Raw genomic sequence first — 23,454 nt, forward strand, 5'->3', positions numbered from 1 at the left:
CGATCCATGGTGGAGGTTCGCAAAGCAGTCATTCCATCGGCGGGTCTGGGGACTAGGTTCCTGCCGGCGACCAAGGCGACGCCCAAGGAGATGCTCCCGGTCATCGACAAACCGACGATTCAGTATGTCGTCGAAGAAGCCGTGACCGCGGGCCTGACCGACATCCTCATGGTGACCGGGCGCAACAAGCGGCCCCTGGAAGACCACTTCGACCGTGCCGCGGAGCTGGAGGAGGCGCTGGCCGCCAAGGGCGACAAGGTCCGGCTGGAGCAGGTCCGCGCGTCCTCGGAGATGGCCAATGTCCACTACGTCCGGCAGGGCGACCCCAAGGGGCTGGGCCACGCAGTCCTCAAGGCGGAGTCCTATGTGCACGGCGAGCCGTTCGCCGTCCTGCTCGGTGACGACTTCATCGACGAGCGGGACCCGCTGCTGCCGGCCATGATCGAGGTCCGGAAGCGCTATGGCGGTTCGGTGGTAGCCCTTATTGAAGTTCCCGAAGAGCACATCCACATGTACGGGTGTGCCGCGGTGAAGCCGGCGGCGGACGGTCCGGCGCTGACCCAGGAGCACACCAGCCTCATCCAGATCACCGATCTGGTGGAGAAGCCCGCCAAGGAGCAGGCGCCCTCGAATCTCGCTGTGATCGGCCGCTATGTGCTGGACCCCGCAGTAATGGATGTCCTGCGGGAGACCCCTCCGGGACGCGGTGGAGAGATCCAGCTGACCGACGCTCTGCGGACCCTGGCAGGGAATCCGGACATCGGCGGCCCGGTCCACGGTGTGGTGTTCACCGGGCGTCGGTACGACACCGGTAACCCCATCGACTACCTGAAGACCGTGGTCCAGCTCGCGGTGGACCGTCCCGACCTCGGTCAAGAGTTCCGGGAGTGGCTCTCGTCTTACGTTGGTGAGGGCTTCCAGGCCTGAGGCGTTGATCTCCATCACATTGATGGAGATCGAACCGCCGCTGACGTCCGCGTCCGTGGCATAAGGGATGATGGACGCATGTCCGATTCCGATAACGCGACGCTGCGCAGTGTCGATGACCACCTGAAGACGGTCCTCGACACCGTGCAGCTGCTCGCCCCGATGGAGCTCCCGATCACCGATGTGAACGGGTTGGTGCTCGCCGACGACGTGGTCGCGTCCATCTCGCTGCCGCCGTTCGACAACTCCTCGGTCGACGGTTACGCGGTGCGGCTGGCCGACCTGGAGGGCGCTGCCGAGGACAGCCCCGCGGAACTGAGCGTGATCGGCGACATCGCGGCCGGCTCGGTCCACGAGGGCATCCTGGAGCCGGGCACCTGCGCCCGGATCATGACCGGCGCGATGGTGCCGCACGGCGCCGAGGCGATCGTGCCGGTGGAGTGGACGGACGCCGGTACCGAGAGCGTCCGCATCACCCGGGTCCCGGAGCGCGACCAGAACATCCGGATACTCGGTTCCGATGTGAGGACCGGCGACGTCGTGCTCAAGGCCGGCACCCGCCTGGGCCCGCGCCAGATCGGCCTGCTCGCCGCGATCGGCCAGGTCCACGCGCCGGTGCACCCGCACCCGCGGGTCGTGGTGCTGTCCACCGGCTCGGAGCTGGTCGAACCGGGCACGGTGCTGGGCCCGGGCCAGATCAACGACGGCAACGGCCCGGCGCTGACCGCCGCGGTGAACGCCATGGGCGCGACCGGCATCCGGGTCGGCATCGTCGGCGACGATCCGCAGGGCGTGCTGGACGCCATCGAGGACCAGCTGATCCGCGCCGACATCGTGATCACCACCGGTGGCGTCTCGGTCGGCGCCTACGACGTGGTGAAGGAGGTGCTCTCGACGCTGGGCACCGTGGAGTTCACCAAGGTCGCCATGCAGCCGGGGATGCCGCAGGGCTTCGGCACGGTCGGCGAGGACCGGATCCCGATCTTCACGCTGCCGGGCAACCCGGTGTCCGCCTACGTCTCCTTCGAGATCTACATCCGCCCCGCGATCGAGAAGATGATGGGCATCGCGACCGGGCCCCGCAAGACCGTGACCGCGACCTGCTTCGGCGCCTTCACCTCGCCCGAGGGCAAGCGCCAGTTCGCCCGCGGCGTCTACGACCCGGCGGCCCTGAGCGTCCGCCCCGTCGGCGGCCACGGCTCGCACCTGGTCGGCGACCTGGCCCTGGCGAACGCGTTGATAGTGGTGCCCGAGTACGTGACCGAGGTGGTCGACGGGGACGACGTCGAAGTGATCGTGCTGGACGGCGGCGTCCGATGACCGCGGCGGCGCGCAGCGAGCCGGACTCGGCGTCGGATTCGGCAGCAGCCTCGGCACCGGCTCCGGCCGCAGCGGCCGCAGCCGGCAAGTCCGACCACCTGACCCACATCGACGCCACCGGCGACGCGCGCATGGTCGACGTCACCGAGAAGCCGGTCTCCGCGCGCCAGGCGCGGGCGACCGGCTTCGTGGAGGTCTCGCCGAAGGTGGTGGAGCTGCTGCGCGGCGAGGGCATGCCCAAGGGCGACGCCCTGTCGGTGGCGCGCATCGCCGGCATCATGGGCGCGAAGAAGACGCCGGAGCTGGTCCCGCTCTGCCACCCGATCGCGATCAGCGGCGTGAAGGTGGCGCTGGAGGTCGAGGACACTGGCGTCGCCATCGCGGCGACCGTGAAGACCGCGGACCGCACCGGCGTCGAGATGGAGGCGCTGACCGCGGTGGCGGTCGCCGGGCTGACCGTCATCGACATGGTCAAGGCGGTTGACCCGGCCGCGGTCCTGACCCGGGTCCGGGTGGAAACGAAATCTGGCGGTGTGTCAGGGGACTGGTCGCGGGAGGGTTAGAACGCCCGCTCGATAACTCTTGCGAGTTCGACGTCTCGGTGTCATGGTGCCCCGAACGCGGACTGTGAGCATCCTCACAGGTCGGGTTCGTACAAGGCCGATCAGACATCTCCCCGAGATTTCAAGGACGCGCCATGACCGATTCGAGTACAGCGGCGGCACTTCCCCCTGAGAACGACACGGGACGCCTGGACAACGCGTCCCGTGCGCGCATCTTCTCCGTCATCGCGGTCGTCGTACTCTTCGCCGAGGTGGCGCCGCTGCAGTACACGATGGTCTCGCCGGCGGCGCAGCTGATCGGGCGCAGCTTCCCGGGCGTGGGCAGCAACATCGCGTGGATGACCATCATCTTCGGGCTGGTCGGCGGGGCCGCCACGCCGATCCTGGGCAAGCTGTCCGACCTGTACGGCAAGCGCAACATGCTGCTGGCGGTCGGGGTGTCGTTCCTGATCGGCTCGCTGATCTGCGCCACCACCAGCAACTGGACGCTCTTCCTGATCGGGCGTGCCTTCCAGGCGGTGGCGATCGCCGCGGCCACCGTCGCCTACGGCCTGATCCGCGACCTGATCCCGCGCAAGTACGTGCCGCTGGCGATCGGGCTGGTGTCCACCGGGCTCGGCGTGTCGGGCGTCGGCGGGATCATGCTCTCCGGCGTGCTGACCGACACCGCCGGCTGGAGCTACAAGGCGCTGTTCTGGTTCCTGGTGATCTACACCCTGGTGACGCTGCCCCTGGTGTTCCTGATCTGTCCGGAGACCAAGTTCCGCGCCCGCCAGAAGCTGGACCCGTTCGGCGCGCTGCTGCTGGCCGGCGGCGTGGGCTTCGCGCTGCTCTACGTGTCCAACGGCGCGAACGTCGGCTGGACCGATCCGCTCTATCTGGGATACCTGGTCTTCGGTCTGCTCCTCATCGGGGCGTTCGTCGGACTGGAGAAGAGGATCAGCCAGCCGATCATCGATCTGCGCCTGCTGTTCTCGCCGAAGGTCTCGATGGTGCTCTTCATCGCCTTCTTCGCCTCGATCGTGGTCGGCATCCAGGCCTTCGCGATCCCGTACATGGTCTCCACACCGACGCACAACGGCCTGATCGCCATGACCCAACAAGGCGCGGCGGCCCGGTTCAAAGGACTGGTACAGCCGGACCAGATCCCGGTGAAGGTACTCGGCAACCTCAGCTATGGGCTCGGATTCACATTGCTGGGCTTGGCGTTCCGCGTCCAGGTCTGGGGTTCCACCGTCGCGATGTTCTCCGGCGCGGCGTCGGGCCAGTTGTCGGGGAAGATCGGCGCACGGAGGCCATTGCTCGTGGGCATGTTCGCCTTCGCCGCGACCAGTGGCATCTACGCGGCAGCGCATCACGGAGCACTGACGTTGGCCATCGTCGGCATCGTCTTCGGTGTCGGGTTCGGCGCCTACTACGCGACTACGCCGAACCTCCTCGTAGAGGCCTCTCCACCGGAGCAGCAGGGGATTACCGCAGGGATGCTCGGAGTGTCCAACTCCATCGGCACCGCGGTGGGAACCGCTATAGCGGCGGCGTTCCAGGCGGCCCATCCTGTGAAGCTGATAGTGGCCGGCCAGACAGTGCTCGCGGGTACTCCGGATCCGAAGACCGGTATAACGGAGCGCGCGGGAGTCTTCACCGACTCCGCCTATACGCAGATCTTCATAGCCGCTGCTATAGCGGGCGCGATCGCCTTGATCGGCACCTACTTCATGCGTTCGGGACGGACAGCGTCTACTGGCGGTCTCGGGTACCTGTCCGATGCGAAGCCGCCTGCTAAGGAAGCCGCGACGGCCTAGACGCGTAGCGCTAAGGGGACTCAGGCAGGCGCCGCCACCATGATGGGCTCGCACCGGGCGTTCAGACACAGGCCGGTGGTGAGTGAGAAGTCGAAGTTGTGCGCCAGGCAGCGCAGAACCAGACCCTCCGGCGCCTCCTCTATCACCGCGCCCTCTGCAAGGTCTTCACCGGAGTGCGGGCAATACCGCGTCACCTCGAAGGTCCGCTCTCCGGAGTTCACCGTGACGGTGGCGTCCGGGTCGCGCTTGTCGTAGTCCTCTATAGCCTGCAACGCATCAACGTCGGCGTGCCTCAGCAGCGCGAACAGATAGGGATTGGCGACGTCGGGAGAGTGCGTAACCGAGAGGCGTCGCGAGAGAAGCAGATCCTCCCAAGGGATCTCTCCACTGAGAACCGCTTCCAGCCAACGGGCCTCCACACAGAACGTGTACTGAGGTGTTTCGTCAGAGGGCCCGAGGTGGACTTCCCATATCCCGCCATCCGCGCCGGCCACCTCGAACCGGACCGTCATGGCGATCCGCTCCAAGAAGTACGGACTCATCCGGCCCAGCCGCACAAAGTGCTCCGCGAAGTGCTCCCCGAGACCCGAGCCGGCGACAGGATCAGGATGCGCTGCCCACACCTCAGCGATCTCTTGCGCGCGTGAAGCAACGTAGGACTCAAGGTGGTTCGCCACAGCGAGGGAGTCGCTATAAGAGAAGTTCTCCCAACGCGGATCCCTGGTGACGTCATGGCTTGTCGGCGTTATACGAACACTGTCCCCCGGAAACAACCGCAGCGTCTCAGCCGGGAGTTCGTCTGGCTCGGCGATTTGCGCGTTGTCATCCGCGAGTGCCGGATCCAGAACGCACGGCGGACCGCCGTACGGCATCACCAGACGCGGTTTCACAGTACGCACCAGTCGCTTCACCGCCCTGAACCGCGGCCCCGACGCGTCCAACGCCAGCAGATCCAACGGCCCGCCGACCTCGATCATCGCTCGCCGCGTCTGCGACAGGGAGAGCTGCGCATCGTTGCAGTGCAGGACGGAGATCCCGTCCGCGACGACAAGGAACCCAGCGCGATGCGACATCGGCGACTGTTCAGGAATGGCCGTCAGCCAGTCGCCCCGGGAGTTGAGCGGCAGCCGCTGCCACCCCTCGACCTCCACGACGTTCTTCACACCCGCCGCAGTAAGCCGGTCGCGCAGAACAGACGACGGATACGCCGGGATCACGACCCGCACACCGTCATCGAGCCCGGCCAAGAACGCCAGGTCCATATGGTCCGCGTGCGCGCTCGACAGCGCGATCCACTCGGCTTCCAGAAAGCCCGGAACTCCTTGCAGATGGCCATTGTCCGGGAACGGGAACCACGATCCGAGGAACGCCCCGCCCCGCGACACCCACGGATCGCACAACAGCCGCAGATCCGGTGCCTCGACGCGCAAACCCGCGTGTCCTGTCGAACTGACGAGTGGCCCGGGCACCGGCTCATCCTGCCCGAGAACGCGGCCGGGGCCAACCCCGAGTCGGGTCGGCCCCAGCTGACCTGCGCAGAAGCGCGAAGCTGTGAAACAGGGCTATGTCAGATGGCTGCCTCGAAGGCCTTCGCCATCACCTGGTACCCCGCGTCGTTCGCGTGGATGTTGGGCCCGACCGGCGCCGGCGCGCACATCCAGGTCCACTGGCAGATGCGGGCCACGTTCAGCGGCACCGACAGCCCCGGCTTCAACGGCACCTGGTCGACGAAGTCGTTGCTCTGGAAGGCCGAGCTGACGTCGGCGACCCGGTCCCCGTGCAGCGGGTACTCGACCGCGAAGACCGCGTTGAACAGGTTCAGGAAGACCGCCGACAGCACGGCGGTGCTCTGTCCGGAGGACCCGGTGAGCCACGACGCGAGGAACGGGTTGTAGTACGTCGACCCGACGAACTCGGTCTTGTGCCCGGCCGCCGCGTGCAGCGTCTTCAGGATGACCGGCAGGTCCTGCGAGGTCTGCTTGATCCCGTTCAGGCCGCACTGGATGTCCAGGCCGGTGGCGCTCGCGCAGCCGTCGACGTCGTTCGCGCCGATGTCGATGGTCACCAGCACCCGGTCGCCCTTGTGCGCCTTCAGGAACGAGGCGGCGGCGTCGAGCTGGTTCTTGTACGGCTCCGGGTACGGGCAGCCGCCGTGGATCATCGAGCCCGTGGTCTCGCCGGGGCACGCCAGGTTCACGTACTTGGTGCCCTGGGCCTTCAGCGAGGCGGCGATGTCGTCGGCGTAGCCGCGGCCGCTGATGTAGCCCTGGCCGGTGACCGCGTTCGGCTGCCAGCCGGCGCCGAGCGAGTCGCCGAGCGCCAGGTAGTAGTCGTAGGGCCGGTGCTTCCAGCCGTCCGACGCGCTCGCCGGGCCGGCGCTCACCGCCAGGCCGCACAGCGCGGCGGCCGCGACCGCGGCGGCCTTGCGCAGGCTGAGTTTGGGAACGTGCATGCTTCTGGGTCCCCTCCCGTGGAGATCGCGCCGCCTGCAAGGGCTTCTTCGCACAGATGTGGCGGCGAACACCCGGATGCTACCGGCAGGTAGCCATCAGGGATAGGGGGAGGTGATTCGATGTTAACGGCGCGGAAAACTCTCCCCGGAGAGGGCAACGGCGGCATCGTTGGATCGGCGGCAGGCAAAGAGCGCCGAACGGTATGGAAGACCTCAGTTGTCGAAGGGCAGGACCAGCGTCCGCAGCAGCCCGGCCAGGGCCTTGCGTTCGTCGGCGGACAGCCCGTCGAGCAGGTCGCGCTCCTGGGCCAGCAGCCCCTCGAAGGCGCCGTCCACACGCTCCCGGCCGGTGTCGGACAGCTGCACCAGCACCCCGCGCCGGTCGCCGGGGTCGGGCAGCCGCTTGACCAGGTCCTTGGCGGCCAGCCGGTCGATGCGGTTGGTCATCGTGCCGCTGGTGACCAGCGTCTGGGTCAGCAGTTTGCTGGGCGTGAGCTGGTAGGGCGCGCCGGCCCGGCGCAGCGCGGAGAGCACGTCGAACTCCCACGGCTCCAGGTCGTGTTCGGCGAAAGCCGTGCGGCGCGCGCGGTCCAGGTGCCGGGCCAGGCGCGAGACCCGGGAGAGGACTTCGAGCGGGGCCACGTCCAGGTCCGGGCGCTCGTGCCGCCAGGCCTCGACCAGCCGGTCGACCTCGTCCCGGCAGCCCTGCGGGTCCGGTCCGGGGTGCAGCCGGGGATGCGCTCCGGTGTGCGGCCCGGGATGTGGCCCAGGCGAGCCGGCCGGGGCGGCGGCGCCGTTCTCGGCGGGGGGCGTGACGGCGTCCAGGTCGTGCGTGTGTGGCGTCTCCACCGCGTACCTTCTCCTCGCCGATGTTCCGAGATCCCAGCCTACCGGGAAGGTCGGCGCCGAGCATCTTGACATCGAGATTCTTGACCGGGCAGACTCTAGGTATCTCGACGTCGAGATACTTTTCCGAACATCCCACCGCCAGGAGGCGTCATGGCCGGCGACATCTGGAACGCCCAGCAGTACCTGCGCTTCGAGAACGACCGCCTGCGCCCCTTCCTGGACCTGGTCACCCAGCTCGACCCGGACGGCGAGGTGCACACCGTGGTCGACCTGGGCTGCGGCCCCGGCAACGCGACAGCGCTGCTGGTCGACTGGTGGCCGGACGCCCGGATCGTCGGCGTCGACTCCTCCCCGGCGATGATCGAGGCCGCGCAGCAGCAGGCGGTGCCCGGCCAGGTCGAGTTCGAACTCGGCGACCTGCGGGACTGGCACCCGGACGGCAAGGTGGACGTGCTGCTGGCCAACGCGGTGCTGCAGTGGGTCCCGGACCACCTGGACCTGCTCCCGAGCCTGGCCGCGCAGCTCGCGCCCGGCGGCGTGTTCGGCTTCCAGGTCCCCGGCAACTTCCAGGCGCCCTCGCACCTGGCCCTGGCCGAGATGAAGCAGCGGTGGGGCGACCGCGTCCCGGCCGACCTGCAGAAGCCTGCCTCCCACGACCCGGCCGTCTACCTCGGGAAGCTCGCCGAGGCCGGGCTGGAGCCGGACGTGTGGGAGACCACGTACACCTACCTGGTCGCCGCCGACCCGGATCCGAAGGTGCCCTGCGGGGTGACCGAGTTCGTGCGCGGCTCCGCGCTGCGTCCGGCGATCAAGGCCCTGAACGAGAGCGACGCAGCGGACTTCGTCGCCGAGTACGACGCCCTGGTCCGCGTCGCCTACCCGATCCGCGAGATCGGCGGCCGCACGGTCCAGCTGCTTCCGTACCGCCGAATCTTCGCCATCGGCCGGGCCGCCTGACATTCTGGAGAGAGTGATTCCGAGGGGAGAATGACGATGCTCGCTGCACTCCATCACGCTCAGGTGGCTGTTCCCAAGGGCGCCGAGGACATCTCACGGGCCTACTACGTCGGGGTCCTCGGCATGACCGAGCTGCCCAAGCCGCCGGTCCTGGCGGCCCGCGGCGGCTGCTGGTTCGCGGCCGGCGGCCTGGAGATCCACACCGGTGTCGAGGAGCCGTTCATCCCGGCCCGCAAGGCGCATCCGGCGATCCTGGTCACCGACATCGACGAGCTGGTCGCCGCGCTCACCGCGGCCGGCCACGAGTTCACCTGGGACCTGACCATCCCCGAGTGCCGGCGGCTGCACACCTTCGACCCGCACGGCAACCGCCTGGAGTTCATCCAGCAGTAGGGGCCGGACCCCGGCGCGGCTCCCGAAGCGTCACTCCTGAGCCGCGCCCGCCGAGCGCGAACCCCAAGTGCGAACCCCCGGCACTAGTCCCGGGGGATGTCCCGCGCCCGCTCTTCCAACTCTTTGAGCAGAGCCTGGAGCTCGCCGCGCACGTAGTCGCGGGTGGCGACCTCGCCGACGGCCATCCGCAGCGAGGCGATCTCCCGGGTCAGGTACTCCATCGTCGCGATCGACATCTCCTCGCGGTTCCGGTCCTCGGCGATCTGCACCTTGTCCCGCTCGGCCTGCCGGTTCTGCGCCAGCAGGATCAGCGGCGCGGCGTAAGCGGCCTGCGTCGAGAACGCCAGGTTCAGCAGGATGAACGGATACGGGTCCCAGCGGATCGCCTTGGTGATCACCAGGATGTTCAGCCCGATCCAGACGATGACGAGCACGGTCTGGATCACCAGGTACCGCGCCGTACCGAAGAACCGTGCGATGGTCTCCGACACCCGGCCGAAGGCGTCCGGGTCGAACGACGGCTTCAACGAGACCTGACGCCGTCCCCGGGGCTGGTCCAGCCGCGGCGGGATGTACTCGCGCGCCACTTATCGCTCCCCTGCTTCGGTTCCGGCCCGGTTCCGGCCGGCTGTCGTGCCGTCCGCGCCGTCCTGTTCCTCCAGCAGCTCCACGACCTCGCGGGCCTCCGGCGGCAGCTCGTCGTGCGGGTGGCCGCCCGGCCGCATCCGCCAGTCGTCGGGCAGCAGGTGGTCCAGCACGTCGTCCACCGTCACCGCGCCCAGCAGCCGGTCGTCGGCGTCCACCACCGGGGCCGCGACCAGGTTGTACGTCGCCATGTACGCCGTGACCTCGTTCAGCGGGGCGTCCGGGGCCAGCGGCTCCAGCTCGACGTCCACCGCCGCCGACACCAGCGCCATCGGGGGCTCGCGCAGCAGCCGCTGGATGTGCACGGCGCCCAGGTAGCGGCCGGTCGGCGTCTCGGTCGGCGCGCGGGTGACGAACACCAGCGAGGCGTTCGCCGGCGTCCGCTCCTCGTCCCGGACCAGCGCCAGCGCCTCGGCCACGGTCGCGTTCGGCAGCAGGATGATCGGGTCGGAGTTCATCAGGCCGCCGGCGGTGTCCTCGCGGTAGGACAGCAGCCGCCGCACCGGGTTCGCGTCCTGCGGCTCCATCAGGGCCAGCAGCCGCTCGGCCTCGTCCGTGCTCAGCTCGCCGAGCAGGTCCGCGGCGTCGTCGGGGTCCATCGCCTCCAGCACGTCGGCGGCGCGCTCCGACTCCAGTTCGCCCAGGATCTCCACCTGGTCGTCCTCGGGCAGCTCCTCCATGACGTCGGCCAGCCGGTCGTCGTCCAGCGCCGCGGCCACCTCGCCGCGCCGCTTGGGCGACAGCTCGTGCATGACCTGCGCCAGGTCCGCGGCGTGCAGCTTGTCCAGGGCCGCGACCAGCTCCGCGGCGCCCTGCACGCCGGAGACCTCCAGGCCCTGGACCGCGTCCCAGTCCACGGTCAGCGTCTCGCCCCGGCGCCGCAGTCCGCCCTTGGCCGCCTTCTGCACGAACAGCTTGGTGACCGCCATCTCCTTGCCGGCGCGTTCGGGCTCCAGGGCCACGTCGCGCACGGTCGCGGTCTCGCCGGTGGCCTTCAGCGTCACCCGGCGGTCCAGCAGCTCGGCGAGCACCAGGGTCTCCCCGGGGCGCTGCTGGAAATGCCGCATGTTCACCAGGCCGCTGGAGACCACCTGCTGGTTCTCGATCGAGGTGACCCGGCCGATCGGCAGGAACACCCGCCGCCGGCCGTGCATCTCCAACACCAGGCCGAGCACGCGCGGCGCGCTGTCGCCGGCGCCCATGCTGACCACGATGTCGCGGATCCGGCCGACCGGCTCGCCGTCGGCGTCGAACACGGAGCGTCCCGCAAGGTGGGAGACGTAAACGCGGGACAGGGCCCTCAAGTCAACCTCCGCATCCGGTCGACGTCGCCGGCGGTGGGGGCGCCGACTACCGGTGGTCATGGTGAATGTGCTGCCACACGGGCTCACTGAAACGCCGCCGACTGTGCGACCTCCCAGGTCCGATGATGTGATCAGGCTACCGGTTCCGGGACCGGCGTGGCCGACTCCGCTACTCCTTCCCCGCCGCGTTCGCCGACCGTCTAGTCTCGTGGCGACACCGATCGACTGGAGCATCGTGCGCACGTCCCGAGGAACCGCCGTCCGAACAGGAGCCGCGCTGGTCGCGGCCGTGGCGGCGCTGGCCGGATGCGGATCCACCGGTACCAACGGCGTGGCCAAGAAGGGCGCCGGATCCATCGTCGCCACCGCCGAGGACGCGGTGCTGAACGCCAGCAGCGTGCACATCCAGGGCCAGTTCACCTCCGGGGCCCAGCAGGTCGCGCTGGACCTGCGGCTGGAGAAGGACAAGGGCGCCTCCGGCACCGTCACCATCGGCAGCGAGGTGATCGAGCTGCTGCGGGTCGGGCCGGACGTCTACGTGAAGGGCGACCAGGCGTTCTACCGCTCGGTGCTGTCACGGCTCGGCGACACCTCGCCGGCGCCCAGCGCGGCCGGGGCCCCCTCGACCTCCGGTTCGCCGTCGTCCGGCGGCAGCCCGAGCGCGGGGCAGAGTTCTTCGGACAACAGCATCGCGGTGACCGCCATGCAGATCAACTACCTGCACATCGGCCCGGCCGACGCGCAGTACCAGACCTTCGCCTCGCTCACCGATCCGCGCCAGCTGCTGGCGCAGATCATGCAGGGCATCGGGTCGCTGGGCAAGGACGGCCAGAAGGACATCCGGGGCACCAAGTCGATCGTGCTGTCCGGGGCGAAGGACACCCGGGTGTACGTGGCCATCGACGGCGAGCCCTACCTGGAGCGGGTGCTGCCGCCCGGCGGCGGGACGCTGGACTTCATGGACTACGGCACCCCGGTGACGCTCAACCCGCCGCCGCCGGGACAGGTCGTCGACATAGCGAAGATCGCGAAGTAGCAGCGATCCGTCACACCACCGAGGCGAAGGCCTTGCCGTCCAGCACGATCTCCGGCTCGACCCCCAGCGCCGCGTACACATGCGCCGCGACGTCAACGTGCCGCAGCGTCCCGTAGTCCGCGCCGCCCTCGATGCCCGGACCGCACGCCGCGATCCACGCGGTCCGCTCGGCCTCGCTGCCGCCGCCGTGGCCGCCTTCGAGCACCTGGCCGTGGTCGGTCACCAGGATGAAGGTCCAGTTCTCCCCGGCCCGCTCCGGCCGCGACGCGACCGCCGCCAGCAGCCGCCCGACCCGCGCGTCGGTGCGGCGGATGGCGGCCCGGTACAGATCCCCGCAGCCCTGGTCGTGGCCGGTGGCGTCATTCACGCCGAGGTAGACGAACGCCGCCGCGACGTCCTCGGCGGCCAGCACGCGCTCGGCGTCCCCGGTGACCGCCTCGTCGCCGCGGTCGCAGCCCGGGGCCGACTGCCCGAACGTGGCGAAGCTCAGGCGGGAGGGCGCGGCGAACATCGGGCCGTGGTCGGCGGTGGTGGCCAGCGGCGGCCAGGCGCCGATCGCGAGATAGGTGTGCAGGCCGAAATCGCGCGTCAGCACGGTCAGGAAGTCCGGGTGGTCGGCCAGACGGTGCCCCGCGAAGTCATTGCTCCTGATGTTGTGCCGGTCGATCGTGGTTCCGGTGACGGCGGTGGCCCAGCAGGGTCCTGACACCGTCGGCGTGCCGTCCTCGATCCACACCGGGGCCAGGAAGCCCTCGCCGACGATCCGGTCGATGTTCGGTGTCGGCTCGGCTTCCAGGAAGTCCAGGCGGGTGCCGTCGATCCCGATGACCAGTACGCGTGAAGTGCTCATGTCTCCCCTGGGTTGTGAGTCGGCTAAGCGATCCGCGCGAGATCATCCTCACCGACCGCGCCGAGCAGCGGAAGCCCCGCCACGTACCGCTCGACCTCGGCCACCGCGTACGCGCCGAGCAGCGCCACCTCGGTCCCCATCGCCCCGGCCAGGTGCGGTGTCACGACCACGTTCGGCAGCAGGAACAACGGATGCGTCGGCGGCAGCGGTTCGTCCGGGTCGGTGACGTCCAGGAACGCGTCGATCCGGCCGCCGGCGCAGTGCCGCACCAGCGCCTCGGTGTCGATCAGGGCGCCGCGGGCGGTGTTGACGAGTACCGAGCCGTCGCGCATCAGCGCCAGCCGCCGGTCGTCGAGCAGGTGGTGCGTCTCCGGCAGGGACGGTGCGTGCAGGGTCACCACATCGCTGCGCCGCAGCAGCTCGTCGAGCTCGACGAGCCGCACCGACCACGGCGCCGGCACCAGCGCCGCCGCCTCGGCGGCGCTCAGCGTCGGATCGGCGAGCAGCACCTCGAAGCCCTCGCGCGCCAGCATCGGCAGCACCAGCCGGCCGATCCGCGACGCGCCGACCACGCCGACCGTGCGGCCGACGTTGCCGAACCGCGGCGAGGTCGCGGACGGCTTGTAGCTGCCCCGGGCGTACTGCCGCGCCATCGCGAAGGTCCGCTTGCCGGCCAAGAGGATCACGCTCAGCGTGAACTGCGCGACCGGATAGGCGTTGGCGTCCGCGGCCGAGGACGCGAGGATGCCGCGCGCCCAGAAATCCGGGCCCAGATGGTGTTTCAGCGAGCCCGCCGCGTGGATCACCGCGCGCAGGTTCGGCGCCGCGTCCAGCGCCTCGGCGTCCAGCATCGGGCAGCCCCAGCCGGTCAGCAGGACCTCCGCGCCGGCCAGGGCCCGCCGGGCGCGCGGCTCCGCGAAGTCGGTCACGACCAGGCCGTGGTCGATCTCGACGACGGCGTCGAGCCGGGCGCGCAGCGCGGCGGGGAACGCCGCGTCGGCGACGTCCGGGCGCATGGCGAAGAACGCGGCGGCGCGGTCGGCCATCGAGTCTCCCTCTCAGTTCAGGTAACCGTTTTCGTAGCTCCCGGAGCGTAGGTCGTCGAAGGTGCGCGGTCAAGAAGGCCACGTCCACGTCACGTGAGATCACAAGTCGGCCACGCTGACGTCGATTGCTTGACGCGGGACAGTAACCGTTTTAGGTTCGCGTCCCGTCGCAAGAAAACGCTCCACAGACCGAATGCTCCAGAGGTTGGGAGGTACCGCATGGCCGCAACGGCCGCCGCAGCCGCCACGTCATCCGCGGCCAAGCCCCGTGACCGGACCCGCTGGGCCCGCTTCCGGCGGGACAAGGTCCTGTTGCTGATGATGCTCCCGGGCGTGCTGTACTTCGGCGTCTTCCAGTACGCGGCGCAGCTCGGCAACATCATCGCCTTCAAGGACTACGTGCCCTTCGTCGGCATCAAGGACAGCGCCTGGGTCGGCTTCCAGCAGTTCTCGACGCTGTTCGCCGACCCGGACTTCTGGCACGCGGTCCGCAACACCTTCGAACTGGCCCTGATCCAGCTGGTCTTCTTCTTCCCGGTACCGCTGGCGCTGGCGATGTTCCTGTTCAGCCTGAGCCGGAACTGGGTGCGCAAGCTGGTGGTCAGCTTCGTCTACCTGCCGCACTTCATCTCGTGGGTGGTGGTGGTCGGGCTGTTCGTGCAGGTGCTCGGACCGTCCGGGATGGTCAACAGCTTCCTGACCCACGACAGCCACCACGTCGTGGTCAACGTCTTCCGCGACCCCTCCTGGTTCAAGCCGATGATGCTGATCGAGCTGATCTGGAAGGACTGCGGCTGGGGCACGATCATCTTCCTGGCCGCGCTGTACCAGGTGGACGACTCGCTCTACGAGGCCGCCTCGCTCGACGGCGCCGGCTGGGCCCGCCGCACCTGGCACGTCACCCTGCCCTCGATCCGGCCGGTCATCGTGCTGCTGCTGATCCTGCGGGTCGGCGACATCCTGTCGGTCGGCTTCGACCAGGTGATGCAGCAGCGCGACACGTTCACGCCGGCCGCGGCGGAAGTGATCGACACCTACGTCTACAACCACGGCGTCGGCAGCGGCCAGTTCTCCGTCGCGGCGGTCGCCGGCCTGCTCAAGGGGCTGGTGGCGATGGTCCTGGTGATCGGCGCCAACAAGGTCGCGCACAAGCTCGGTGAGCAGGGGGTCTACCAGTGAGCGTCGAGAGCTCGAATCTGCGCCCGGCGTGGATGGGCCGGCCCCGGCCGGCGGTCAGCGCGCTGAAGGCGGCCACGGTCGTGGTGATCCTGGCACTGATCGCGGTGCCGTTCTGGCTGGTGTTCGCCACCTCGGTGTCCTCCGACGCCAAGGTGAACGCCAACGGCGGCTGGTCGCTGTGGCCGGACGAGCTGGACTTCTCCGCCTACACCAACGTCTTCAAGGGCGGGACCATCGGCCACGCGCTGTGGGTCTCGGTCCTGGTGACCGTGCTCGGCACCGCGCTGAGCCTGGCCTCGACGACGTTCCTGGCCTACGCGCTGTCCCGGCCGAACGTGCTGGCCGGCAAGCCGATCCTGCTGGCCGTCCTGTTCACGTTCCTGTTCCCGGCCGGCATGATCCCGAGCTTCCTGGTGGTCACCGACCTGCACCTGTTCGACCATCTGGCCGCGCTGTTCGTCCCGGTGATGATCAACGTCTTCAACCTGGTCATCATGCGCGGCTTCTTCCAGGGCATCCCGGAGGAGCTGTACGAGGCGGCGCGGCTGGACGGCGCCGGGGATCTCAGGACCCTGTTCCGGATCGTGCTGCCGCTGTCCAAGGCGATCATCGCGGTGGTCGGCCTGTACTACGCGGTCGGCTACTGGAACGACTACTTCCGGGCGATGCTCTACACCAACGGCGGCTCGCTGAACCCGCTGTCCACGGTGCTGCGCGGCTTCGTCATCGCCGGCAACAACCCCAACGCCGAGGCCGGCGTGGACATCACCGGCATCGCCCCGATGAAGGCGATCTCCGCCCTGGTGGTCATCGCGATCGTGCCGATCGCCGCCGCCTTCCCCTTCCTGCAGCGCTACTTCACCAAGGGCGTCATGACCGGCGCCGTCAAGAGCTAAGGAGCCGCACTGTCATGCCGCAGCAGATCTCTCGCAGGACCGTCCTGCGCACCACCGGTGCCGCCGCCGTCGCGGCCGCCGCCGCTCCCGCCCTGGCGGCCTGCGGCGGGTCCAAGACCTCCTCGGGCGCCGCGCAGTCCAACGTCGACAAGAAGCTGATGGCCTGGCCGACGTACACGCCGGTCGCCGGCCTGCACCCGGACCTGCCGGGCACCGCGGCCGGCGTGCAGGACACCTTCCTGCGCTACCCGGCGAACCTGGTCCAGTCGGTGCCGACCAAGCCCGGCGACGGGTCGAAGGTGCGGGCCCTGATCGTCACCTACGGCACGCAGCCCAAGGGTCCGGACCAGAACAAGCTGTGGAAGGCCGTCAACGACGCCGCCGGGGTGGACCTGGAGCTCACGATGGTCACCGACGCCGACTGGCAGACCAAGCTCGGCGCCATGATGGCCGCCTCGGACCTGCCGGACATCATCATGCTGGGCCTGTACCAGCTGCCGAACGAGGCGCAGTTCCTGCAGGCCAAGTGCGAGCCGCTGGGCCAGTACCTGTCCGGGGACGCGGGGGCGAAGGCCTACCCGAACCTGGCCGCGATCCCGCCGTACAGCTGGGACTCGGTGGGCCGTGTCGGCGGCGACTTCTACGCGATCCCGATCCACCGGCCACGGCTGGGGAACTCGTTCTTCGCGAACTCCGACCTGTTCCAGCAGGCCGGGATCTGGAATCCGACGCCGGGCGGCCTGACGAAGGCGGAGCTGACCGCGGGGCTGCAGAAGCTGAACACCCAGGGCCACTTCGCACTCGGGACCAACAAGGTCGCCTCGTTCGGGTACCTCACGCACTCCGGGGTGCACGGCACGCCGAACCTGTGGTCGCTGGCCAACGGCCAGTTCACCACCGCGTACGGCACCGACGCGATGAAGGCGTCGCTGGCGACCATGGCCGACTGGTACGGCAAGGGGTTCTACGACCCGGCTGCCCTGACGGTGTCGAGCACGCAGTGCAAGACCGACTTCCAGAACGGTACCTACGTCAGCACCACCGACGGGTTCGGCGGCTTCGGCGGCTACGCGACCGCCGTGAACGAGAAGTGGAAGGTCGACTTCGTCCGGCCCTTCGACGCCGGCACCGGTGCCAAGGCGACCCCGTGGCTGACGCCGGGCTACTTCGGTTACACGGCCTTGAAGAAGGCGTCGCCGGAGCGGATCAAAATGCTGCTCGGCGTCCTGAACTTCCTGGCGGCGCCCTTCGGCTCCAAGGAGTGGGAGCTGATCAACTACGGCATCGAGGGCGTGCACTTCACCCGCGGCGCCGACGGCGGTCCGTCCAAGCCGACCGACCTGGGCAAGATCGAGAACTCGGTGAACGTGCCGTTCAAGTACGTCATGGCCGCCCCGCTGGTGAACTACCTCGCCGGAGAGCCGGAGGCGGCCAAGCGCTGCTACCAGGCGCAGGTGGACATCGTGCCGCTCGGCGTGCCGGACCCGAGCCTGGGCATCCAGTCCGCGACCCGGAACAAGCAGTGGCCGACGCTGTTGCAGCAGATCCAGGACGGGATGAACCAGATCATCACCGGGAAGGCGGCGCTGTCGTCGTGGGACGACGTCATCAAGAAGTGGAAGAGCAGCGGCGGCGACCAGATCGCGGCCGAGCTCGGGGCCGAATTCGCGAAGACCCACAATTAGCTACAGACCCACAATTAGACACAGATCCACAATTAGACACAGACCCACAGCTGAGATGATCTGCGCATGAACTACCTGGCCGCCCTGGAAGACGAAGTCCGCGACGTCGTGGCGAGGGCGGCCGGGTCCGCCGCGCCCGAGCTGACGTTCACGCTCTACCGCGAGTTCGGTGACACCGGACACCGCTACGGCTACGAGCATCCCTACTTCGAACGGCGCGGACGGCTGGTCGCGGCCGGCGCGGCGGCGATGTTCGACGTGCGCGCGGACGGTGTCGTGAGCGCGGACGTGCTGAGCGTCCTGGCCGACGAGCTGTGGCGGGTCTGCGACGAGTACACCTGGGCCCTGCCCGCGCACGTCTACCACGCCCGCGACGGGGACATGCGGCGCTGCGTCGACCTGTTCGCGGCCGAGACCGCGCACAGCGTCGCCGAGCTGATCGGCCGCTTCGGGAAGCAGCTGCCCGAGGACGTGACGATGCGCTGCCGCGAGGAACTGCTGGACCGGGTCTTCATCCCGTTCGCCGACGACCAGCGGCCGATGGCCTTCGAGAGCATGACCAACAACTGGCTCGCGGTGGTCGCCGGCGGCGTCGGGATGGCCGCGCTGGCCTTCTTCCCGGACGACGCCAAGCGGCTGGCCATGATCCTGAAGCGCGCGCAGAAGTCGCTGCGCCGCTTCATCGAGCACTACCCGGACGACGGCGGCTGCTCGGAGGGCATGGACTACTGGGTCTACGGCTTCGGGTACTTCGCCTACTTCGCCGAGGCGTGGCGCGAGCACGGCGGTCCGGATCTGTTGCTGGACAAGAAGATCCGCGAGATCGCGGCGTTCCCGTCCCGGGTCGGATTCGGCGACGGCCGGTTCCCGAGCTTCTCCGACGGCTCGGAGACCGCGGAGATCCCGACCGGGTTGATGTCGCGGCTGGTCGAACGGCTCGGGGTGCCGGTGCCGTATCTGACGGCCGTGCCGAGCTTCGCGTCGGACTTCTGCCATCGCTGGCCGCACCTCGCCAAGAACATCGAGTGGACGACCGAGCGCGTCCTGGACCAGCCGACCGCACCGGGCGTCGCGTATCTGCCGGATCTGGCCTGGGTCGTGGACCGCGGCGGCGAGGCGGAGTTCGCGGCCAAGGGCGGGCACAACGACGAGTTCCACAACCATCTGGACGTCGGGCAGTTCATCCTCCGCGGTCACGGCGAGACGCTGCTGATGGATCTGGGCGCCGGCGAGTACAACGCCGCCTACTTCGGGCCCGACCGGTATAAGGACGTTCATACCGCGGCCGAGGGCCATTCGATCCCGCTGATCGACGGCCGGGGGCAGCTGCCGGGCGCCGAGTACGCCGCGAAGGTCGAGCGCTTCGCCGAGACCGGCCAGGGTGCGATCCTCACCCTGGACCTGACCTCGGCGTACGAAGTCCCCGGGCTGCTCGCCGTCGGCCGCCGGTTCACCTGGCAGCGGCACGGCAGCCTGGTCGTGGTCGACCGGATCGAGACCGACCGCCCGATGCCTTTCGAGGAGGTCTTCATCAGCCGGATCCGGCCGGCGGTCGAGGCCGATCGCGTGGTGTGGGAAGGCGAGAAGGCGTGCTGCGTCCTCACGTGGAGCGGGCCGGTCGCGATGGCTCCCGCGCTGGAGACCGTCGAGACCACCGGTCATCGCGGAGAGCTGGAAAGCGTTTTCCGGATTCGGCTACGATGCTCCCTTGAGGCTGGTGGCAGCCGGCTGGAGTCCGTGTTCACCGTCGCGAGCAAGGAGCGTTGATGGCCGGCGCGTTGGATGTCCCCGAGGACCGGAACCTGTCCGAGCACACCGGCTGGACGCGGGCCCACTGGCTCGCGCAGGCCGACTACCTGCTCGACTCCTTGAAACCGTTCGCCTCGCCGAGTTCGGCGCGCTTCGAGCTGCCGGGCCGGCCCAGCGTCTCGGGCTTCGACTCGGACGCCTTGGAGGGCTTCGCCCGCACCTTCCTGCTCGCGGCGTGGCGGATCGTCGCCGACCGGGGCCAGGGGCCGGTCGCCGAGGACCTGATCGCCCGGTATTCCTCGGGCCTCGCCGCCGGTGCGGACGCCTCGCATCCCGAGGCCTGGCCTCGGATCCCGCAGGGCCGGCCGGGGCAGCCGATGGTCGAGGCGGCCTCGATCGCGCTGGGACTCCACTACACGCGCGAATGGCTCTGGGACCGGCTGGACCCGCGGGCCCAGGGGCTCGTCGCCGACTGGCTCGGCGAGTTCATCGGCAATCCGACCTGGCCGAACAACTGGATGCTGTTCCAGACGGTGACCGAGGAGTTCCTGTCCTCGATCGGCGCGCGATATGAGGAGTCCGAGATCCTTCGCGGTCTCGACGCGACCGAGGAGTGGTACGTCGGCGACGGCTGGTACACCGACGGCGCCGGCCGCAACTTCGACTACTACATCGGCTGGGCCATGCACCTGTATCCGCTGGTGTGGACGCAGATGGCCGAGGGCGGGGCGCGGGGTGAGCGGGCGCTCGCGGCGCGCGAGGTCTACCGGGACCGGCTGCGCCAGTTCCTGGAGCGCTACTTCGACTTCTTCGGCTCCGACGGCGCGCCGATCCACCAGGGCCGGTCGCTGACGTACCGGTTCGCGGCCGCCGCGCCGATCTGGGTCGGGGAGATGTTCGACTGTTCCCCTTACGACGCCGGGCTTTCGCGGCGCGCGGCCAGTGGCGTGCTGAAGCACTTCGCCGAGCACGGGGCGCCGGATGCGCGCGGTCTGCTGACCCTGGGGTGGCACGAGCCGTTCCTGCCGATGGTGCAGAACTATTCGGGCCCTGCTTCGCCCTACTGGGCCTCGAAGGGTTTCATCGGCTTGATGCTCCCGGCCGACCACAGGGTGTGGACGGCGCCGGAGTCGCCGCTGCCGGTGGAGGTCGGGAACTTCGACACCTCTATCGCGCCGGTCGGCTGGGCGCTGAGCGGGACCAAGGACGACGGCGTGGTCCGGCTGCTGAACCACGGCAGCGACAAGGCCTGGCACCACACGCCGCCGTTCGCCCCGCACACCGACGTGTTCTACTCGCCGCTGGCGTTCTCGACGGTGACCGCACCGGACACCGCGCCGGAGGCGTGGGCCAAGCGGGTCGGGAACCACGTCGCGCTGATCGCGCCGGACGGCCGGGTATCCTCGCGGGCCGTGATCGAGCCGGGTGCGACGGCCGACGGGTCCGTCTCGTCGGAGCACGTCCCGGGCTTCGAGGCCGAGCCGGACGGCGCGGTGCTGCCGATCGAGGGCGCGCGGATCTCGACCAGGGTGTCGGTGAAGGACGGTGTCGAGACCCGGGAGCACTCGGTGACGGCGCCGGCCGGCTGGACGGTGCGCGAGGGCGGGTATCCGGTCGCGGGACCTGAAGAGCCCCTGCGTGGCGAGAACGAGAAGCTGCCCGGGGCGTTCGCGGTCAACGATCTCGGGGTGATGTCGCGGATCGAGGGCCTGAGCACGTGGACCGCGGCCGGTGTGGACACCGAACTCGGCGCGAACGCGCTGGGGGCCTTCTCGGCGACGCCGTATCTGACGGCCGAGCATCCTGGCGGCACGGTGAGTTATCTGTCGAAGGTCATGGTGTATCGGCTTCCTGATGACGGTGCCGACGACGATGTCGATGGCGGAGCTGATGGCGGAGACGGGGTCGCGGAATGAGTTGGCCGTTGGCGTTCTCCACCTTGGGCTGCTCCGGGATGCCGTTGGCGGATGTCGTGGAGCTGGCGCGGTCCACAGGGTGGCTCGGGCTGGAGCTGCGCGCTGCCGATGACGAGCCTGTGCATATCGGGTTGCCTGTGGATGAGCGGGCCGCCGCGCGGGAGTTGCTGGAGTCCGGCGGCGTCACGGTGTTGGCGGTTGCTTCATATGTCAAAGTGGCCAGCGGTGCTGTCGGCGACGACGAGTGCGTCGCGGATGCGTTGGCGCACGCGGAACTCGCTCGGGATCTGGGGGCGCCTTTCGTGCGCGTCTTCCCTGGCGCGGAGGAGCCCGGGACGGAGGCGGACGCGCGCGCTGTGCGCCGATTGAATGCGATTGCGGCGCAATTGCCCGAAGGCGTCACGATTCTGTTGGAGACTCACGACAGTCATCCACAGGGTGTGGATATCGCGCGGGTGCTGTCGCAGGTTTCCGGTGATGTCGGGACGATCTGGGACGTCATGCATCCGTGGCGGACCGGCGAGCCGATCGCCGTCACGAAGGAAGTGCTGGCGCCGTATCTGCGGCACGTGCAGGTGAAGGACGTGCTGTCGCCGGAGGAGCGGACGCCGTTGCCGCTCGGCGAGGGCACGATCCCGCTGCCCGAGTTCTACGCCGCGTTGCGGGAGCTGGGGTATGAGGGCTGGGTGTCGTTGGAGTGGGAGTCCAAGTGGCACCCCGAGGCGGTGCCGCTGGCCGAGGCGTTGAAGGTGAAGCCGGTCTTCGGCTGAGGCCGTCGCCGACTCAGACGTTGATCCGCGGCCGCACCGAATCCCGCAGCACGATGTGGGTGCCCAGCATCACGTGCTGGTTCGGGGCGGCCGCTTCGTCGCGGTGCAGGGCCAGGCGGACGGCTTCGCGGCCGAGTTCCATGTGCGGGATCGAGACGGTGGTCAGCGCCGGGTAGAGGTCCTGCGCTTCTTGCTCGTCGTTGTATCCGATCACCGACACGTCGTCCGGCACCGATACCCCGGCCTCCCGGAACGCGACGAGTGCGCGGGCCGCGATGTGGTCGTCCCAGGCGAAGACCGCGGTGAAGTCCGGCGGGCCCGCGGCCAGCCGCTTCTTGAGCTCGGCGTAGGCGAACGGCGGGAGTTGGTTGCCGACGATCACCAGGCTCGGGTCCTCGGCGACGCCGTAAGCCTGGATGGCGCGGCGGTAGCCGTCGAGGCGGTCGCGGGTCGTGGTGTTCTGCGGGTCGCCGCCGATGAACAGGACCCTGCGATGCCCCTGGGACAGCAGGTGGCTGGTCGCGGCGAAGGCGCCGCCGGCGTTGTCGTACTCGACCACCGTCACCGGCAGGTTCTCGCCGGGCGAGGGGCGTCCGCAGACCACGAGGCGTGAGCCCGCGCTGTCCAGGAGTCGGGCCAGGCGCGCCATGTGCTCGCGGTACTCGGGGCCGTCGATGACGCCGCCGACCAGGACCACGGCGTCGACGCTCTGCTCGCGCAGCGTCTCGACCAGTTTCACCTCGCGCTCCGGGTCGCCGCCGGTGGTGCTCACCATGCACAGCCGGTCCTCGGCGACCGCCTGCTGCTCCACGCCGGAGGCGACGCGGTTGTAGAAGGGCGAGGTGAGGTTGGAGAGCAGGACCGCGATGATCTTGGAGCGGTTGCCGGCCAGCGCGCGGGCGTGCGCGTTGACGACGTAGTCCAGGTCGCGGACCGCGCGCAGGACCCTGGTGCGGGTGGTGGCGGCGACCGGGTAGTTGCCGGTGAGGACCCGGGAGACGGTCGCGACCGAGACCCCCGCGCGGGTGGCCACGTCGCGGATGGTCGCCGCGCGGCCTTGGGGGGAACCGGCGTCGCTGTCAGGTCGTCTCGCCACGGGGAAAGAATACGTTTTC

General features: G+C 69.3%; 21 protein-coding genes. 13 read left to right on the forward strand and 8 right to left on the reverse strand.

Features of this window, described 5'->3' with window-relative positions; translation table 11 throughout:
- Positions 1–6 precede the first annotated feature (6 nt).
- From galU to ABH920_RS02010, 4 genes are all read left to right on the forward strand, one after another.
- Positions 7–927, forward strand: a complete 921-nt coding sequence (gene galU, locus ABH920_RS01995) for a UTP--glucose-1-phosphate uridylyltransferase GalU (RefSeq protein WP_370346078.1) — start codon at positions 7–9, stop codon at positions 925–927.
- Positions 928–1,005: 78 nt separating this feature from the next.
- A complete protein-coding gene (gene glp / locus ABH920_RS02000; protein WP_370346080.1) occupies positions 1,006–2,247 on the forward strand; it encodes a gephyrin-like molybdotransferase Glp in 1,242 nt (413 codons plus the stop codon).
- Positions 2,244–2,810 carry a cyclic pyranopterin monophosphate synthase MoaC gene (gene moaC, locus ABH920_RS02005; RefSeq protein ID WP_370346082.1) on the forward strand — a complete coding sequence of 189 codons (567 nt, stop codon included), beginning with the start codon at positions 2,244–2,246 and terminating at the stop codon, positions 2,808–2,810. The genes glp and moaC overlap by 4 nt, the downstream gene beginning before the upstream one ends.
- A 134-nt stretch (positions 2,811–2,944) precedes the next feature.
- On the forward strand, positions 2,945–4,612 hold the full coding sequence (locus tag ABH920_RS02010; RefSeq protein WP_370346084.1) for an MFS transporter: 1,668 nt from the start codon (positions 2,945–2,947) through the stop codon (positions 4,610–4,612).
- 20 nt (positions 4,613–4,632) lie between these two features.
- On the opposite strand, the gene ABH920_RS02015 is transcribed toward ABH920_RS02010, so the two are convergent.
- From ABH920_RS02015 to ABH920_RS02025, 3 genes are all read right to left on the reverse strand, one after another.
- The gene (locus tag ABH920_RS02015; RefSeq protein WP_370346086.1) at positions 4,633–6,081 is read right to left on the reverse strand and encodes an MBL fold metallo-hydrolase; all 1,449 of its coding nucleotides are present in this window, start codon (positions 6,079–6,081) and stop codon (positions 4,633–4,635) included.
- Positions 6,082–6,179: 98 nt separating this feature from the next.
- A complete protein-coding gene (locus ABH920_RS02020; RefSeq protein ID WP_370346088.1) occupies positions 6,180–7,064 on the reverse strand; it encodes an SGNH/GDSL hydrolase family protein in 885 nt (294 codons plus the stop codon).
- A 213-nt stretch (positions 7,065–7,277) separates the two neighbouring features.
- Positions 7,278–7,793: a MarR family winged helix-turn-helix transcriptional regulator gene (locus tag ABH920_RS02025; RefSeq protein WP_370346709.1), complete on the reverse strand. Its 516-nt coding sequence runs from the start codon at positions 7,791–7,793 to the stop codon at positions 7,278–7,280.
- 270 nt (positions 7,794–8,063) lie between these two features.
- Between ABH920_RS02025 and ABH920_RS02030 the strand changes: the two genes are divergently transcribed.
- Together ABH920_RS02030 and ABH920_RS02035 are read left to right on the forward strand one after the other, a co-directional pair.
- Positions 8,064–8,870, forward strand: a complete 807-nt coding sequence (locus ABH920_RS02030; protein WP_370346090.1) for a methyltransferase domain-containing protein — start codon at positions 8,064–8,066, stop codon at positions 8,868–8,870.
- A 36-nt stretch (positions 8,871–8,906) separates the two neighbouring features.
- Positions 8,907–9,263, forward strand: coding sequence for a glyoxalase (locus tag ABH920_RS02035; RefSeq protein ID WP_370346092.1), 357 nt, complete (start codon positions 8,907–8,909; stop codon positions 9,261–9,263).
- 83 nt (positions 9,264–9,346) lie between these two features.
- Here the strand turns inward: ABH920_RS02035 and ABH920_RS02040 are convergent, their stop codons facing one another.
- Both ABH920_RS02040 and ABH920_RS02045 read right to left on the reverse strand, forming a co-directional pair.
- Entirely contained in the window at positions 9,347–9,850 is a 504-nt protein-coding gene (locus tag ABH920_RS02040) for a DUF1003 domain-containing protein (RefSeq protein WP_370346094.1), read from the reverse strand.
- On the reverse strand, positions 9,851–11,212 hold the full coding sequence (locus tag ABH920_RS02045; protein WP_370346096.1) for a magnesium transporter MgtE N-terminal domain-containing protein: 1,362 nt from the start codon (positions 11,210–11,212) through the stop codon (positions 9,851–9,853).
- Positions 11,213–11,420: 208 nt separating this feature from the next.
- On the opposite strand from ABH920_RS02045, the gene ABH920_RS02050 reads away from it, so the two are divergent.
- Complete coding sequence (locus ABH920_RS02050) at positions 11,421–12,248, forward strand: hypothetical protein (protein WP_370346098.1); 828 nt, start codon at positions 11,421–11,423, stop codon at positions 12,246–12,248.
- 10 nt (positions 12,249–12,258) lie between these two features.
- On the opposite strand, the gene ABH920_RS02055 is transcribed toward ABH920_RS02050, so the two are convergent.
- Positions 12,259–13,098, reverse strand: a complete 840-nt coding sequence (locus ABH920_RS02055) for an alkaline phosphatase family protein (protein ID WP_370346100.1) — start codon at positions 13,096–13,098, stop codon at positions 12,259–12,261.
- A gap of 23 nt (positions 13,099–13,121) precedes the next feature.
- The gene (locus ABH920_RS02060) at positions 13,122–14,144 is read right to left on the reverse strand and encodes a hydroxyacid dehydrogenase (protein WP_370346102.1); all 1,023 of its coding nucleotides are present in this window, start codon (positions 14,142–14,144) and stop codon (positions 13,122–13,124) included.
- 219 nt (positions 14,145–14,363) lie between these two features.
- Between ABH920_RS02060 and ABH920_RS02065 the strand changes: the two genes are divergently transcribed.
- From ABH920_RS02065 to ABH920_RS02090, 6 genes are all read left to right on the forward strand, one after another.
- Positions 14,364–15,323, forward strand: coding sequence for an ABC transporter permease (locus ABH920_RS02065; protein WP_370346104.1), 960 nt, complete (start codon positions 14,364–14,366; stop codon positions 15,321–15,323).
- The gene (locus ABH920_RS02070) at positions 15,320–16,219 is read left to right on the forward strand and encodes a carbohydrate ABC transporter permease (protein WP_370346106.1); all 900 of its coding nucleotides are present in this window, start codon (positions 15,320–15,322) and stop codon (positions 16,217–16,219) included. The genes ABH920_RS02065 and ABH920_RS02070 overlap by 4 nt, the downstream gene beginning before the upstream one ends.
- 14 nt (positions 16,220–16,233) lie before the next feature.
- Entirely contained in the window at positions 16,234–17,904 is a 1,671-nt protein-coding gene (locus tag ABH920_RS02075; RefSeq protein WP_370346108.1) for an extracellular solute-binding protein, read from the forward strand.
- A 66-nt stretch (positions 17,905–17,970) separates the two neighbouring features.
- Positions 17,971–19,671 (forward strand): heparinase II/III family protein, encoded by a 1,701-nt coding sequence (locus ABH920_RS02080; protein ID WP_370346110.1) that lies wholly within the window; start codon positions 17,971–17,973, stop codon positions 19,669–19,671.
- A complete protein-coding gene (locus tag ABH920_RS02085) occupies positions 19,671–21,569 on the forward strand; it encodes a DUF2264 domain-containing protein (protein ID WP_370346112.1) in 1,899 nt (632 codons plus the stop codon). The genes ABH920_RS02080 and ABH920_RS02085 overlap by 1 nt, the downstream gene beginning before the upstream one ends.
- On the forward strand, positions 21,566–22,339 hold the full coding sequence (locus tag ABH920_RS02090) for a sugar phosphate isomerase/epimerase family protein (RefSeq protein WP_370346114.1): 774 nt from the start codon (positions 21,566–21,568) through the stop codon (positions 22,337–22,339). Before ABH920_RS02085 ends, ABH920_RS02090 begins: the two co-directional genes overlap by 4 nt.
- Positions 22,340–22,352: 13 nt before the next feature.
- Here ABH920_RS02090 and ABH920_RS02095 read toward each other — a convergent pair whose 3' ends face one another.
- Positions 22,353–23,435 (reverse strand): LacI family DNA-binding transcriptional regulator, encoded by a 1,083-nt coding sequence (locus ABH920_RS02095; protein WP_370346116.1) that lies wholly within the window; start codon positions 23,433–23,435, stop codon positions 22,353–22,355.
- Positions 23,436–23,454 lie beyond the last annotated feature (19 nt).

The organism is Catenulispora sp. EB89 (assembly GCF_041261445.1).
In the GTDB taxonomy this organism is placed as follows: domain Bacteria; phylum Actinomycetota; class Actinomycetes; order Streptomycetales; family Catenulisporaceae; genus Catenulispora.

Coding starts and splice junctions, on each gene's coding strand:
- galU (WP_370346078.1), top strand. CDS start 7: ATGGTGGAGGTTCGCAAAGCAGTCATTCCATCGGCGGGTCTGGGGACT.
- glp (WP_370346080.1), top strand. CDS start 1,006: ATGTCCGATTCCGATAACGCGACGCTGCGCAGTGTCGATGACCACCTG.
- moaC (WP_370346082.1), top strand. CDS start 2,244: ATGACCGCGGCGGCGCGCAGCGAGCCGGACTCGGCGTCGGATTCGGCA.
- ABH920_RS02010 (WP_370346084.1), top strand. CDS start 2,945: ATGACCGATTCGAGTACAGCGGCGGCACTTCCCCCTGAGAACGACACG.
- ABH920_RS02020 (WP_370346088.1), bottom strand. CDS start 7,064: ATGCACGTTCCCAAACTCAGCCTGCGCAAGGCCGCCGCGGTCGCGGCC.
- ABH920_RS02030 (WP_370346090.1), top strand. CDS start 8,064: ATGGCCGGCGACATCTGGAACGCCCAGCAGTACCTGCGCTTCGAGAAC.
- ABH920_RS02035 (WP_370346092.1), top strand. CDS start 8,907: ATGCTCGCTGCACTCCATCACGCTCAGGTGGCTGTTCCCAAGGGCGCC.
- ABH920_RS02055 (WP_370346100.1), bottom strand. CDS start 13,098: ATGAGCACTTCACGCGTACTGGTCATCGGGATCGACGGCACCCGCCTG.
- ABH920_RS02060 (WP_370346102.1), bottom strand. CDS start 14,144: ATGGCCGACCGCGCCGCCGCGTTCTTCGCCATGCGCCCGGACGTCGCC.
- ABH920_RS02065 (WP_370346104.1), top strand. CDS start 14,364: ATGGCCGCAACGGCCGCCGCAGCCGCCACGTCATCCGCGGCCAAGCCC.
- ABH920_RS02075 (WP_370346108.1), top strand. CDS start 16,234: ATGCCGCAGCAGATCTCTCGCAGGACCGTCCTGCGCACCACCGGTGCC.
- ABH920_RS02080 (WP_370346110.1), top strand. CDS start 17,971: ATGAACTACCTGGCCGCCCTGGAAGACGAAGTCCGCGACGTCGTGGCG.
- ABH920_RS02085 (WP_370346112.1), top strand. CDS start 19,671: ATGGCCGGCGCGTTGGATGTCCCCGAGGACCGGAACCTGTCCGAGCAC.
- ABH920_RS02090 (WP_370346114.1), top strand. CDS start 21,566: ATGAGTTGGCCGTTGGCGTTCTCCACCTTGGGCTGCTCCGGGATGCCG.